Source organism: Stenotrophomonas sp. DDT-1 (assembly GCF_001580555.1).
Taxonomy (GTDB): Bacteria; Pseudomonadota; Gammaproteobacteria; order Xanthomonadales; family Xanthomonadaceae; genus Stenotrophomonas; species Stenotrophomonas sepilia.
On the sequence record NZ_LEKR01000001.1, the window covers coordinates 137,945 to 151,775 of the forward strand.

General features: G+C 67.1%; 8 protein-coding genes and 1 pseudogene. 4 read left to right on the plus strand and 5 right to left on the minus strand.

Going from position 1 to position 13,831, the window contains the following annotated elements; translation table 11 throughout:
• The first annotated feature begins 5 nt into the window (after window positions 1-5).
• Entirely contained in the window at window positions 6-536 is a 531-nt protein-coding gene (locus tag AB839_RS00615; protein ID WP_061477910.1) for a GNAT family N-acetyltransferase, read from the plus strand.
• Window positions 529-1,761: a TraB/GumN family protein gene (locus AB839_RS00620; protein WP_049411467.1), complete on the plus strand. Its 1,233-nt coding sequence runs from the start codon at window positions 529-531 to the stop codon at window positions 1,759-1,761. Before AB839_RS00615 ends, AB839_RS00620 begins: the two co-directional genes overlap by 8 nt.
• 183 nt (window positions 1,762-1,944) lie before the next feature.
• On the opposite strand, the gene AB839_RS00625 is transcribed toward AB839_RS00620, so the two are convergent.
• The 3 genes and pseudogenes from AB839_RS00625 to AB839_RS00635 form a co-directional block, all read right to left on the minus strand.
• Window positions 1,945-5,031, minus strand: coding sequence for an efflux RND transporter permease subunit (locus AB839_RS00625; protein WP_061477911.1), 3,087 nt, complete (start codon window positions 5,029-5,031; stop codon window positions 1,945-1,947).
• Window positions 5,028-8,483 (minus strand): annotated as a pseudogene (locus AB839_RS00630) (efflux RND transporter permease subunit); the annotation flags it as partial. The gene AB839_RS00625 and the pseudogene AB839_RS00630, both read right to left, overlap by 4 nt.
• A 62-nt stretch (window positions 8,484-8,545) precedes the next feature.
• Window positions 8,546-9,691, minus strand: coding sequence for an efflux RND transporter periplasmic adaptor subunit (locus AB839_RS00635; RefSeq protein WP_049411461.1), 1,146 nt, complete (start codon window positions 9,689-9,691; stop codon window positions 8,546-8,548).
• A 205-nt stretch (window positions 9,692-9,896) separates the two neighbouring features.
• On the opposite strand from AB839_RS00635, the gene AB839_RS00640 reads away from it, so the two are divergent.
• Together AB839_RS00640 and AB839_RS00645 are read left to right on the plus strand one after the other, a co-directional pair.
• A complete protein-coding gene (locus AB839_RS00640) occupies window positions 9,897-10,280 on the plus strand; it encodes a c-type cytochrome (protein WP_061477913.1) in 384 nt (127 codons plus the stop codon).
• Between the two features lie 9 nt (window positions 10,281-10,289).
• The gene (locus AB839_RS00645; RefSeq protein WP_005416218.1) at window positions 10,290-10,751 is read left to right on the plus strand and encodes a cytochrome c; all 462 of its coding nucleotides are present in this window, start codon (window positions 10,290-10,292) and stop codon (window positions 10,749-10,751) included.
• A gap of 154 nt (window positions 10,752-10,905) precedes the next feature.
• Here AB839_RS00645 and AB839_RS00650 read toward each other — a convergent pair whose 3' ends face one another.
• Both AB839_RS00650 and AB839_RS00655 read right to left on the minus strand, forming a co-directional pair.
• The gene (locus tag AB839_RS00650) at window positions 10,906-12,789 is read right to left on the minus strand and encodes an ATP-binding cassette domain-containing protein (protein WP_061477914.1); all 1,884 of its coding nucleotides are present in this window, start codon (window positions 12,787-12,789) and stop codon (window positions 10,906-10,908) included.
• A 165-nt stretch (window positions 12,790-12,954) separates the two neighbouring features.
• Window positions 12,955-13,830 (minus strand): LysR family transcriptional regulator, encoded by an 876-nt coding sequence (locus tag AB839_RS00655; protein ID WP_061477915.1) that lies wholly within the window; start codon window positions 13,828-13,830, stop codon window positions 12,955-12,957.
• Between the last annotated feature and the right edge of the window lies 1 nt (window position 13,831).

The window sequence follows — 13,831 nt, forward strand, 5'->3', positions numbered from 1 at the left end:
CGCGCATGGCCGTCCTCATCCGTGATGCCGGCCCGGCCGACATCGACGCGATCACCGCGATCTATGCGGTGGAAGTGACCGACTTCGTCAACACCTACGAGTACGACATTCCGGACGCGACCGAGATGCTGCGCCGCATGCGCGACATCATTGATCGTGGCTTCCCCTACCTGGTCGCCGAGATCGACGGCCAGGTGGCTGGCTATGCCTATGCCAACACCTATCGCACCCGCATTGCCTACCAGTGGACCGTGGAGAACTCGGTCTACGTCGATGCCGCGTTCCAGGGCAAGGGCGTCGGCACCAGCCTGCTGCAGGCCCTGATCGATGCCTGCGTGGCGCGTGGCTACCGGCAGATGGTGGCCGTGATCGGCGAACCGACCAATACCGCTTCGATCAAGCTGCACGAACGCTTCGGCTTCGAGCTGGTGGGCGTGTTCCGTGGCCTCGGCCGCAAGCATGGCCGCTGGCTGGACACCGTGCAGATGCAGCGCGCGCTCGGCGATGGCGCCGACACCGCACCCTCCAATGAATGAACCCATGACCGAAACCCTTCCCGAGACCGGCGACGATCTGTTCGCCGGCCAGCCGGTGCGCGTCGTCGAACGCGACGGCGTGCGCTACACCCTGCTGGGCACCGCCCACGTTTCGCGCGCCAGCGTCGAAGCAGTGGAGAAAGCCATCGACAGCGGCCGCTTCGATGCCGTTGCCGTTGAACTGGACCCGCAGCGCCTGCAGGCGCTGAGCGACCCGGATACGCTGGCCAAGCTCGACCTGGTCGAGGTGATCCGCAAGGGCCGCGTCGCCCTGTTCGCCGCTAACCTGGCCCTGTCCGCCTATCAGCGTCGCTTGGCCGAGCAACTCGACATCGAGCCCGGTGCCGAGCTGAAACGTGCGGTGGAACTCGCCCGCGAACGCAACCTGCCGGTGCACCTGATCGACCGCGAGGTCGGCCTGACCTTCCGCCGCGCGTCGCAACGGCTGGGCTTCTTCGGCAAGCTGAAGCTGGTTGCCGGCCTCGGCGCCGGCCTGTTCTCGTCCGAGGAAGTGGGCGAGAACGAGATCGAGAAGCTCAAGCAGGGCGACATGCTGGAATCGAGCTTCGGTGAGTTCGCCAGCGAGAGCCCGGCGCTGTACGAAACCATCATCGGCGAGCGCGACCGCTACATGGCCACCCGTCTGCGCGAAGAACACGACCCGCACCAGCGCGAAGTGCTGGCAGTGGTCGGAGCCGGCCACCTGGCGGGTCTGGCACGCCACCTGGAAACCGACACCGAGGCACCGGCGCCGCTGCGCGCCGAGCTGGAGGCGGTGCCGAAGAAGCGCAACATCCCGTGGTTCACGCTGGGCATCCTGGCGATCGTGGCGACCGGCATCGGCGTAGGCTTCTACCGCGGCGGCCTGGGCGTAGGCACCGAGCTGCTGGCAACCTGGGCGATGTATACCGGCGGCCTGGCCGGCCTGGGCTGCCTGCTGGCCGGCGGTCACCCGCTGAGCATCCTCACCGCGATCGCGGTGGCCCCGTTCAAGCCGTTCCGCCTGAGCATCCCGACCGGCGCCTTCTCGGCACTGGTGGAAGCGCGTGTGCGCAAGCCAGCCTACGAGGACTTCCTGAAGCTGCGCGACGATGCGCAGAGCCTGAAGGGCTGGTACCGCAATCGCGTTACCCGCGTGGTGCTGACCTTCATGCTGACCAACATCGGCAGCATGCTCGGCCTGTGGCTGACCACGTTCAAGGTGTGGGGCAAGGTGGCGGGGTAAGCCTCAACCGGCCACAGAATCTGTAGCGCCCGAGCCCATGCCCGGGCGATGCCGCAACGCGGCGAACAGCAGCCGAGCATGGGCTCGGCTCTACAGAGACAAACAGACGCGGCGAGCAGAAAAAAAGGGGGAGACCGCCCCACTACGACCGGCCTCCCCCACACCACAACACGTTGGCGTGCGTTACAGCCGGGCAGCGCCCGGCTCTACCATTTCCACTCCACGCGCACGGCGGATCAGGCGCGTCACGGCATTGCGCAGGTCATCGAGCACCGCGTAGATCGTCGGCAGGAACAGCAGGCTGACCACGGTCGAGAACGCCAGGCCGCCGGCAATCGCGCGCGCCATCGGCGAGTACTCCGGTCCATTGCCGAACATCTGCGTGTCGGTCAGCGAGATCGGCACCATCGCCAGGATCGCCGTGCCCATGGTCATCATGATCGGGCGCAGGCGTTCGCGTGAGCCTTCCACCAGCGCCTGGGTACGGCCCATGCCGCTGCGCCGCAGGTTGTTGATGTGCTCGATCATCACGATGCCGTTGTTCACCACCACGCCCATCAGCACCAGGATGCCGATGAAGGACATGATCCCGAACGAGGTGCCGGTGATCCAGAACAGCCAGAACACGCCGAAGATCGAGAACAGCACGCCACTCATGATCGCTGCCGGGAACAGCAGCGACTCGAACACCGCCGCCATCACCACGTAGATCATCACCAGCGCGATCAGCAGGTTGAACACCATCTGCTGCATCGCTTCGTCGTCGTTGCCGTAGTCGCCGCCATCGAAGGTGAAGCCATAGCCAGCCGGGAAGTTCATCGGCTTGAGCACCGATTCCATCGCCTTGCGGCCATCCGGTGCGGTGACCTTCTCGGCCAGGTTGGCCTTGATGGTCAGCGTGGTCTGGCGGTTGGTGCGACCGATCTGGGTCGCCGATGAACCGACGTCAACGGTGACCAGGCTCAGCAGCGGCACGCTGCGGCCATCGCCGGTACGCACGCTGAAACCGGCCAGGTCTTCCGGGCTGCTCTGCTCGGCGCCGGCAAAGCGCACCCACACCGGCACTTCATTGTCACCGCGGCGGAACTCGCGCATCGGTGCGCCGCGCAGCGCCAGGCCGACGAAGCTGGCCACCTGTTCGGCGTTGAAGCCGAACGCTGCGGCACGCTCACGGTCGACGCGCACCTTCAGCTCGCCGCCCTTCTCGCCATTGTCGATGCGCACGTCCCGCAGTTCGGCACGCTGCGCCAGCAACGGCACCACTTCCTGGCCGATCTCCTGCAGCATCGAGCTGGAATCGCCGACCAGCTGCACCTGCACGCCCTGGTTGCCGCCCCCCCCGCCATCGCCGCCCTGGTTGCCGACGAAATAGTCGGTGCGGGCGGACTTCGGCAGGCCCTTGCGCAACTCTTCCTGCAGCGCCTTGATGTCCTTGGCGTACTTCTCGTCCAGGGTGACCACCGTGGAGCTGCCTTCCTGCTCGCTGTACCAGGAGTACACCTGCTTGACGTGCAGGCGCTCGCGGTTCTGGTCGATCCAGCTCTCCACGCGCGCCACTTCCTCGGACATCTGCCGGTAGGTGTAGGCGCCCTTCCACATGTAGCCGATGAAGATGTCCTTGCCGCCCTCGCCACCGAACATGTCGACCTTGGTCAGTTTCATCGGCACCAGGCTGACCAGCACCACCAGCAGGATGCCGAGCAGGCTCCAGCCGCGGTGATGCAGTGACCAGTCCAGCAGCTGTGCATAGCGCCGTTGCAGGCGCGCGATCAGGCCGGTCTGCGAGTGCACCAGCTTGGGTGTGGCCATGCGTGCGGACAGCATCGGAATCAGGCTGACCGCGACCAGCCACGAGGCCAGCAGCGAGACCGAGATGGTGATCGCGATCTGCGCCATGAAGATGCTGATGTTGTTGGTCTCGCCGAACAGGTTCGGCACGAACACGATGCAGTGGCACAGCGTACCGGCGCTGAGCGCGATGGCCACGTTGCGGGTGCCGATGATCGATGCCAGCCGTGGCTGCCCCGGCATGCGCTCGCGCTCCTGGTAGATGCTCTCCACCACCACCACGGCGTTGTCGACCAGCATGCCCACGGCCAGCAGCAGGCCCATCATGGTCAGGATGTTCAGCGTCACCCCGACGAAGTACATGAAGCCCAGGGTGATGGTGAAGCAGATCGGAATGGCCAGGGTCACCATCAGCGTCGACGGCCAATGGCGCAGGAAGAAGAACAGCACCGTCACCGACAGGATCAGGCCGACCGCACCGGCTTCGGCCAGTTCCAGCAGCGACGAGGTCACCGCCTTGCCCTGGTTGTCGATCACCTTGATCTGCACGTCGCGCATCGACGGCTGCGCGCGGATCGCCTCGACTTCGGCCAGCGCCGCACGCGAGACGTCCACCAGGTTGGCACTGCGCTCCTTGAAGATATCCAGGCCCACCGCCGGGTTGCCGTCCAGACGGCGCCCGTAGTTCATTCGCGCCGGCTTCAGGCGCACGTCGGCGATATCGCCCAGGCGCAGCCCCTTGGCGTTGATCACCAGGTCGCGCATTTCCTGCAGGTCGGTGATCTCGCCCACCGGCTGCACGCGCACGCGCTGGCCGTTGTCGTCGATCTGACCGGCCGAGATCGAGAAGTTCAGCGTGCGCAGGCGCTCGCTCAGCTCGTTGATGCTCAACCCATGCGCGTTGAGCCGGTTCGGATCGATGGCGATCTCCACCTCGTTCGGCGGTGCACCGGTGATATCGACGCGGGCCACACCGGGAATACGCTCGATGCGCCGCTTGAACTCACGGTCGAGCATGTCATAGGCAGTGGTCAGGTCGGTGGTGCTGGCCAGCCGCACCTTCAGTACCGGCTGGTCACTGCTGGACCACTTGAACACGTTGTAGCGCTGCAGGTCATCGGGCAGGTCGCTGCGGATCGCATCGATACGCTCGCGCGCGTCGGACGCGGCAATGGCGATGTCGCGGTCCCAGTCGCTGAACTCGATGTAGATCAGCGCCGCCTCGGAGGTGGCCGATGAGCGCATGCGCTTGATGCCGGTCATCGTCGCCAGCGACTCCTCGACCGGGCGGATGATGGTCCGCTCCACTTCCTCGGGCGTCGAACCGGTGTATGGGATCTGCACGAACAGGAACGGCGCGGAGATGTCCGGCAGCGCCTCCAACGGCAGCCGGAACGAAGCGATCAGGCCGATCACCACCAGCGACACGAAGCACATGATGGTGGTGACCGGGCGGCGGATGGAGAACTCGGCAACGCTCATGCCGGCTCCTCCACACCTGCCGTGCCGCCCTCGTCGCCATGCAGTCCTTCACCGGCATGCTTGCGGCCGCGCTCACGGTAGTAGGCGTCGCCGCGACGATCCATCAGGTCGTACACCACCGGGATCACCAGCAGCGTCAGCAGCGTCGACACCAGTAGGCCACCGATCACGGTGATCGCCATCGGTGCACGCACTTCGGCGCCCTCGCCCATCGCCACCGCCAGCGGCAGGAAGCCGAACAGCGTGCACAGCGTGGTCATGATGATCGGGCGCAGGCGCGAACGCGCACCTTCCACCAGCGCCTCATGCTTGGCCACGCCGGCTTCGCGCAGCTGGTTGACCTTGTCGATCAGGATGATCGCGTTCTTGGTGACCAGGCCGACCAGCAGGATCAGGCCGATGAACACCACCACCGAGATGGGCTTTCCGGTCAGCATCAGCGCCAGGATCGCACCGACCAGCGCCAACGGGATGGTGAACAGGATCACGAACGGATGCAGCAGCGACTCGAACTGCGAGGCCATCACCAGGTAGACCAGGAAGATCGCCAGGCCGAAGGCGAAGATCAGCGACTTCGCCGCCTGCGCCAGTTCCTCGCCCTGGCCGCCGATATGCAGGCCGACGCCTGCGCCCAGCGGCTGCTCGGCCACCATCTGCTGCACTTCGCGCATGGCCGCGCCGAGGTCGATGTCGCGCAGGTTGGCCGACACCACCGCGACCCGCGTCTGGTCGGCACGATGGATCTCGCTGGGGCCGGTGGTGGCGACCACGTCGGCCACCGCGTCCAGGGTCACCGGGCGGGTGCTGCCCGGGTTGACGATCAGCCGGCGGATGCTGTCCACGCTGGCGCGGTCACCTTCCTGCGCACGCACCAGCACGTCGATCTTGCGATCACGGAAGCTGTAGCGGGTGGCGACGTCGCCACGCACCTTCTTCACCACCACGTCGGCGATCTGGCGGGTGGTCAGGCCCAGCGCACCGGCGCGCTCCTGGTCGAAGCGGATCTGGATTTCCGGGAAGCCCTCCTCCACCGTCGACTTCACGTCGGCGTAGTGGGCGTTGCCGCGCAGCATCGCCGCCAGACGCTGGCCGGCCACTTCCAGGGTCGCCATGTCCTGCCCGCGCAGCTCGATTTCCAGCGGCGTGGAGAAGCTGAACAACGCCGGCCGCGCGAAGTCGACCTGCGCGCCCGGGTGCTGGCTCATGGTGCCGCGCAGGCGCTCGGTGATTGCTGCTTCGGTGCGCGCGTTGCCACCACCTTCCATCACCACAGTCAGCTTGCCGATGTTCTCACCGCTTTCGGTCGGACTGGCATCCAGCCGGGTGCCGCTGCCACTGACGCCATACAGCGAGGCCACGCCCTCCCCCTTGCCGTGCGCCAGCTGCAGCTCGCGCACCAGCGCATCGGTCTGCTTCAGCGGCGTGCCGGCCGGCAGCTTCACCGTCATTTCGAACCGGTCCTGCGCCAGCTGCGGAATCAGGTCCGCGCCAAGCATCGGTACCAGCGCCATCGTCGCCACGAAGATGATGGCTGCCACGCCCAGCACCTTGCCGGGATGCGCCAGCGCACTCGGCAGCAGGCGCAGGTAGCCTCGCTCGGCGCCTGCATAGGGTTTCATCGCCAGGTCGCTGGCCTTGCGCATTACCGGGCCGACCACTGCCACCACGCCACGCCACACGCGCACGACAAGCCAGGCCAGCGCATAGAAGCTCCAGCGCACGCTGGCAACCACGCCACGGCGGCCCAGCGCGACCGGCTTCTGCCAGCGCTTTTGCGGCTGCCATGCTGCGTTCGGCGCCTCTTCCGGGAACGCCAGCGGTGGCCGCCCCTTCAGCGAGCTCAGCATCGGGATCAGGGTCATCGACACCAGCAGCGAGATCGCGATGGCGATCGCCACGGTCAGCGCCTGGTCGCGGAACAGCTGCCCGGCGATGCCGTCGACGAACACCAGCGGCAGGAACACCGCGATGGTGGTCAGGGTCGAGGCGACCACCGCCATGCTCACTTCACGGGTGCCGGCGATCGCCGCCTGCAGGATGCCCAGGCCACGCTCACGGGCCTTGGCGATGCTCTCCAGCACCACGATCGAGTCATCCACCACCAGGCCGGTGGCCAATGCCAGACCGCCCAGCGACATCACGTTCAGGCTCAGCCCGAGCTGGCTCATGAAGAAGAACGTGGCGATGATCGAGACCGGCAACGACAGGCTGATCACGAACGTGCTCCAGCCATCGCGCAGGAACAGGAAGATGATCAGGATCGCCAGCAGGCCACCGATCACCGCGTCCTTCTTGACGTCGGCGATGGCGTGCTCGATGAAGCGCGACTGGTCCTCGATGGTGGTCAGCTCGACGTCCGACGGGAACGTGCCCTTGATCTGCTCCAGGCGCTTGCGCAGCGCTTCGGCGGTCGACACGGTGTTGGCATCACCTTCCTTGTAGATGGCCAGCTCGACCGCCTCCTTGCCGCCCAGGCGGATGATCGCTTCGCGCTCCTTGTAGCCCTGGCGCACGGTGGCCACGTCCTTCAGGCGCACCGGCACGCCGTTGGCGACCACGCTGGAGCCGCCGCCGGATGATGCGCTCTGCGCCGCCGACGCCGCGGCGATGGCTGCCGCCGAACCGGTCGACGCGGCGATGTTGAACATCTGCTGCAGCGCCGAATCCGCTGCGCTGCCGTTGGCGGCCTGGGTGGTGACCAGCAGGTTGCGGATTTCCTCGAGGTCGGCGAACTGGTTGACGGTACGCACCAGGAAGCGCTGCGAGCCTTCCTCCAGGCGGCCGCCGGAGATGTTGATGTTCTCGTCCTTCAGGCGCTTGATGACGGTGTCGATCGGCAGGTTCAGCTGCGCCAGCTTCTGCTGGTCGATGTCGACCTGGATCTCGTCTTCCAGGCCTCCGCCCACCTTCACTGCTGCCACGCCGGTGACCGGCTCCAGCTTCTTCTTCAGGTCTTCATCGGCATAGCGGCGCAGGCCGGTCAGCTCGCGGACCGCGTCGGCATCGCTGGCCGGCGCGACCTTGTTGGACAGCACCAGGCGCATGATCGGCTCGGTGGACGGATTGAAGCGCAGCAGCACCGGGGCCTTGGCCTCCAGCGGCAGGTTCAGCGCTTCCATCTTGTCACGCACCTCCAGGCTGGCCTGGTCCATGTTGGTGCCCCAGGCGAACTCCAGCACCACATCGCTCTGGCCGGTGCGCGAGACCGACTTCAGCTTGCGCAGGTTCTTGACCACGCCCACCGCTTCTTCAACCGGCTGGGTGATCAGGGTTTCGATTTCGGTCGGCGCCGCACCGGTGTATTCGGTGCGCACGGTCAGCGTCGGGTAGCTCAGGTCGGGCAGCAGGTTGACCTTGAGGTTGCCGAGCGCGATCAGGCCGAACAGCAGCAGGGTGACCGTGCACATGGCGATGGTCACGCGGCGGCGCGTGGCGAATTCCACCAGGCCGCCGCGCATGCCGGCGGCGGCGCCGTCGCTCGCCGGCGAGGCACCGTGGTCGTGGCCCGGGGCGGTCATTGCTTGCTCCCGGCCTTGTCTGCGGGCTTGGCGGCCGCCGCGACCGCCTTCGCCTTCGGATCGGCAATCACCTGCACCGTGGTGCCGTCGCGCAGGGCGACCTTGCCGGCGGTGACCACCTGATCACCGGCCGCCAGGCCATCACGGATCTCCACCCACGGGCCCTCGGCGTAACCCAGCTTGACCGGAACGCGTGCGACCTTGCCTTCGCGCACGCGGAACACCGCAGGTTCACCGTCATCGAGCAACGCCAGGCGCGGCACCACCAGCGCATCGGCACGCTGGTCGTAATCGATGCGGATGCGGCCGAACATGCCGGGCTGCAGCGCGTGGGCGGCGCCATCGAAGGCACTGACCACGCGAAACGTGCCGCTGCCCGAGTCCACCACCGGCGCGATGCGGTCAACGGTGCCGGTGAAGCTCTGGCCCGGCAGTGCGTCGGCCGCCAGCGTCACCGGCTGGCCGGCGCGCAGGGTGGCCAGCTCACGTTCGGGTACGTTGAGGGTGGCCTCCAGCCGCGAGTTGTCGACGATGCGGAAGATCGGTGTATTGATCTGCACGAAGTTGCCGGTCTTGATCGAGCGTGAGGCGATCACACCGGAGATCGGTGCCACGACCGTGGTGTAGGACAGCTCCAGCGTGGCCAGGCGGTACTGCGCACGGACGTTCTCCAGGTCGTAGCGCAGCTGGTCGACATCGGCGGCGCTGACCATCTGCTGGCCGACCAGCTTCTGTGCGCGCTGGTAGTTGTTTTCCAGCTTGCGCATCTGCGCTTCGCTCTGCGCCACGGCCAGGCGCGCGCGGTCCGGGTCCAGCCGCACCAGCGGCTGGCCGGCGGTGACCCGCTGCCCTTCCTCGACCAGCACCGCCAGGGCTACGCCGGAGGTCTTGGCGACCACCTGCGACTCGGCACGTGGCTCCAGCGCCGCGGTGCCGGTGTAGCTGGCTGCGACGGCACGATGGCTGGCCACCGCCACTTCGACCGGGACGGCGTCGACCTTCTTCTCCTCCTTGGTCTCGGCAGCCTTGGCTTCGGAATTGGGCCCTGCGGCGCAACCGCCCAGCAGCAGGGAGGTGGAGATCAGCAGTGCGGCAGCGCAGATTCCGCTGCGACGGCCGGACAGGAAGGTTGGGTGCGACATCGTCGAGTCCCTGGAGGATGTGTGGACAGGTGTGGTAGCAAAGTAATGCACCACTTCACGGCAACACCATATCCCAAAGGTCATGGTGTCTTCACGCCGCTGGTCGGCCCGCCCCCATTTCAGCTAGATGAAACCTGAGGCTATACTCGGGTCGTTCCGTACCCCACGCCGGAACGACCAGACCCGAATCCCCGGAAACGACACCATGCGCCCGCAGCCGCTCGCCGCTTGTCTCGCTCTGGCCGTCCTCCTGCCCCTTGGGGCCGCCGCACAGCCCGCTCCCGCTCCTGCCACACCCGCCCCGGCGCCTGCCGCCGCGCCGGCGCCTGCCACGCCCACCGGCAACTTCGACAATGGCCGTGTCCTGGCCTACACCTGCCAGGGGTGCCACGGCATCACCGGCTACAAGAACGCCTACCCCAGCTACCGGGTGCCGAAGATCGGCGGCCAGACCCAGCAGTACCTGGCCCAGGCCCTGACCGAGTACCGCCAGGGCAAGCGCCGGCATCCGACGATGCAGGCGCAGTCGATGAGTTTCAGCGAACAGGAGATCGCCGATCTCTCTGTTTACCTGTCCACCGTCAAGTAAGGCCCGCCCATGTCGAAAGCCGCGCATCCGATGCGTCACGCCATCGCCCTGTCCGTTGCCCTGCTGCTGGCGGCCTGTTCGCAGTCGCAGGTGGAAAACAGCGAGAAATCCGCCGCCGACCCGGGCCATGCCAGCGGCGAACACGGCTCTTCGTCCTCCGCCGGCCTGCCGGCAGGCCGCGAGGCCGCCGGTGAAGCCCGCGCCAAGGTGAAGGGCAAGGCCACCAACCAGAGCTGCATCGACTGCCATGGGGCCGACGGCAATGCGCCGATCGATCCGACCTATCCGAAACTGGGTGGCCAGTACGGCGACTATCTGGCGCATGCGCTGCAGGCCTACCGCGCCGGCGACCGCCAGCATGCGCTGATGACGCCGCAGGCGAAGGACCTGAGCGATCAGGACATCGCCGATCTGGCCGCGTATTTCGGCAGCCGGCCGAGCCAGTTGCGGGATCTGCACGGGGTCAAATGACGGCCGGCCCCCCGGCCGGTGCGGACCGTCGGTTGGTAGGCGCGGACCGTTGGTCCGCACAGATTCCGGATATCCACGCATGGCGTGGATCTGCTGAGCCGAGCGTGGGCTCGGCTCTACATCAATCGGCGCAACCGCTGGCGCCGGTCAACGCTCAGCCTTCCAGCTCTTCCCAGCGCGCGTACGCGGCATCCAGCTCGGCCTGCACCTTGGCCAGCTGCTGGGTGTGCGCGGTCACTTCGGCACTGCTGCGGGTGTAGAACGACGGATCGTTCATCGCCGAGGTCAGCCCTTCGACATCGCTTTCCAGCTTCTCGATGGTCTTCGGCAGCTGCTCCAGCTCGCGCGCTTCCTTGTAGGCCAGCTTGCGCTTGGGCGCAGCCGGGGTGGCAGCAGCCGGCGCGGCAGGGGCTGCGGCTGCCGGCTTGGCGGCGGGGGTCGCGGCAGGTGCTGCCACGCTGGCCGCATAACGCTGCCAGTCGCTGTAGCCACCGACGTACTCGCCGATCACGCCGTCGCCTTCCATCACCAGCGTGGAGGTCACCACGTTGTCGATGAAGTCACGGTCATGGCTGACCAGCAGCAGGGTGCCGGTGTACTCGCCCAGCAGCTCTTCCAGCAGCTCCAGGGTTTCCACGTCCAGGTCGTTGGTCGGTTCGTCCATCACCAGCAGGTTGGACGGCTGCGCGAACAGCTTGGCCAGCAGCAGGCGGTTGCGCTCGCCACCGGACAGGCGGGTGATCGGCGCACGTGCGCGTTCCGGGGTGAACATGAAGTCCTGCAGGTAGGCATGCACGTGCTTGCGCTTGCCGTTGAACTCGAGGAAATCGCGGCCTTCGGCCACGTTCTCGATCGCGCTCCAGTCTTCGCGCAGCACCGCGCGGTACTGGTCGAAATAGGCGATCTGCAAGTTGGTGCCGGCGTTGACTTCGCCCTTGGCCGGCTGCAGCTCGCCCAGCAGCAGCTTCAGCAGCGTCGTCTTGCCGCTGCCGTTGGGGCCGATCAGGCCGATGCGGTCGCCGCGCATGATGGTGGTGGTGAAGTCGCGGACCATGGTGCGCTCACCGAAGGCGAACGAAATATCCTTGACGTCGATGACCTTCTTGCCAGAGCTGATGCCCTGCGCGGCTTCCATCTTGACGTTGCCGCTGAGATCACGGCGCTGCGAACGCTCCACGCGCATCGCCTTCAGGCGGCGCACGCGGCCCTCATCGCGGGTGCGGCGCGCCTTGATGCCTTGGCGGATCCAGACCTCTTCCTGCGCCAGCAGCTTGTCGAAGCGCGCGTTTTCCTGCGCCTGCGCGTTGAGGCGTTCCTCCCGGCGACGCTCGTAGTTGGCCCAGTCGCCCGGCCAGCTGGTGACCTGGCCGCGGTCGATCTCGACGATGCGGGTGGCCAGTGCACGCAGGAAGCGGCGGTCATGGGTAACGAACACCACGCTGCCGCTCCAACCCTTCAGGAACGCTTCGAGCCAGTCGATGGCTTCGATATCGAGGTGGTTGGTCGGTTCGTCCAGCAACAGCACGTCAGGGCTGGACACCAGCGCGCGGGCGAGCAGCACGCGGCGCTTCATGCCGCCGGACAGGCGGCCGAACTCGGCCTCGCCGTCCAGGTCGAGCTTGGTCAGGGTTTCGCTGACGCGCTGATCGAGGCCCCAGCCGTTGGCGGCGTCGATCTTGGCCTGCACGTTGCCCAGGGCTTCGCCATCGAAGACCTCGGCATGGCTGAGATGGTGGAACTCGGCCAGCCACTGGCCCAGTTCACCGAGGCCATCGGCGACGACGTCGAACACCGAGCCGGCGGCGCCATGTGGCACTTCCTGCTCCAGGCGGGTGACGCGCACGCCCTGCTGCACGCGGACTTCGCCGTCATCGGGCTTGTGGTCGCCGGACAGCAGCTTGAGCAGGGTGGATTTGCCGGCGCCGTTCCGGCCGATCAGGGCGATGCGTTCGCCCGGCTCGATCGACAGTTCGGCCTTTTCCAGCAACAACGGGCCGCCGACGCTGAAGTCGACGTTCTGCAGAGTAATCAGAGGCATCCGGATATTGTACGGGTTGGGGGCGTCGGCCGGGTTGCACCCGGCACCCGCGGTGGTGCCGGCCGCTGGCCGGCAACCTCAACGGCAACGTCAAAAGCTGGTTTCCTGTGGGACGGCGGGGCGCGGATCCCGTCGTGGAATTCGCGCTGTGCGGATGGATCCCGGCTACCCCACCTCCCCCAGCAACGCCTGCAACCCGGGCAGCCATTGCTTGCCGGGGTGGCGCACCAGCCACAGGGTGCGCTGAAGGGCGGGCAGCGGCGTCTCGAGCACGCGCAGGCGGCCCAGCGCCAGCGGCTCTTCCAGCGCGTGACGCGAAAGGCAGGCCAATCCGAGGCCGGCGATCGCAGCCTGCTTGATCGCTTCGGTATTGCCCAGCTGCAGGGTCTGGGCGAAACCTCGCAGATGCGGCAACAGCGCCTGCTCCACCGCTTCGCGGGTGCCAGAGCCCGGCTCACGCAGCAGCCAGCGTGCGCGGCGCAGTTCGTCCAGCGTCCAGCGCGGCGGCGCGTCGGCGGCGGCGACGATCACCAGCGGATCCTGCTGCCAGGCCGTGACCTGCAAACCGCGTTCATGGCACGGGCCTTCGATCAGGCCCGCGTCCACATCCAGGCGCTGCACGGCGGCGACTACGCCGGCACTGTTGTCGATGCGCAGGTCGACCTCGGCCTGTGGCGCCTGCCGCAGCAGTTCCGCAATGCGCGGCGGCAGCAGGTAGTTGCCGATGGTGGTACTGGCGGCCAGCACCAATCGCAGCGGTGCTCCCTGCGATGGGTCGCCGCCGGCGGCCAGCTGCCGCTCCAGATCGGCGGCATTGACCAGCAGGGTGCGCGCCGGCTCCAGCAGTGCGCGGCCGTGCCCGTTCAGCGCCAGGCGACGACCGATGCGGTCGAACAGCGGAGTACCGAAATGCGCCTCCAGTTCCTGCAGGGCGGCACTGCTGGCCGATTGCGAGAGCGCGATGGCCTGGCCCGCAGCCGTGGTACTGCCGTGATCGGCGACGGCAACGAAGACTTGGAGCTGGCGCAACGTCAGGCGCATT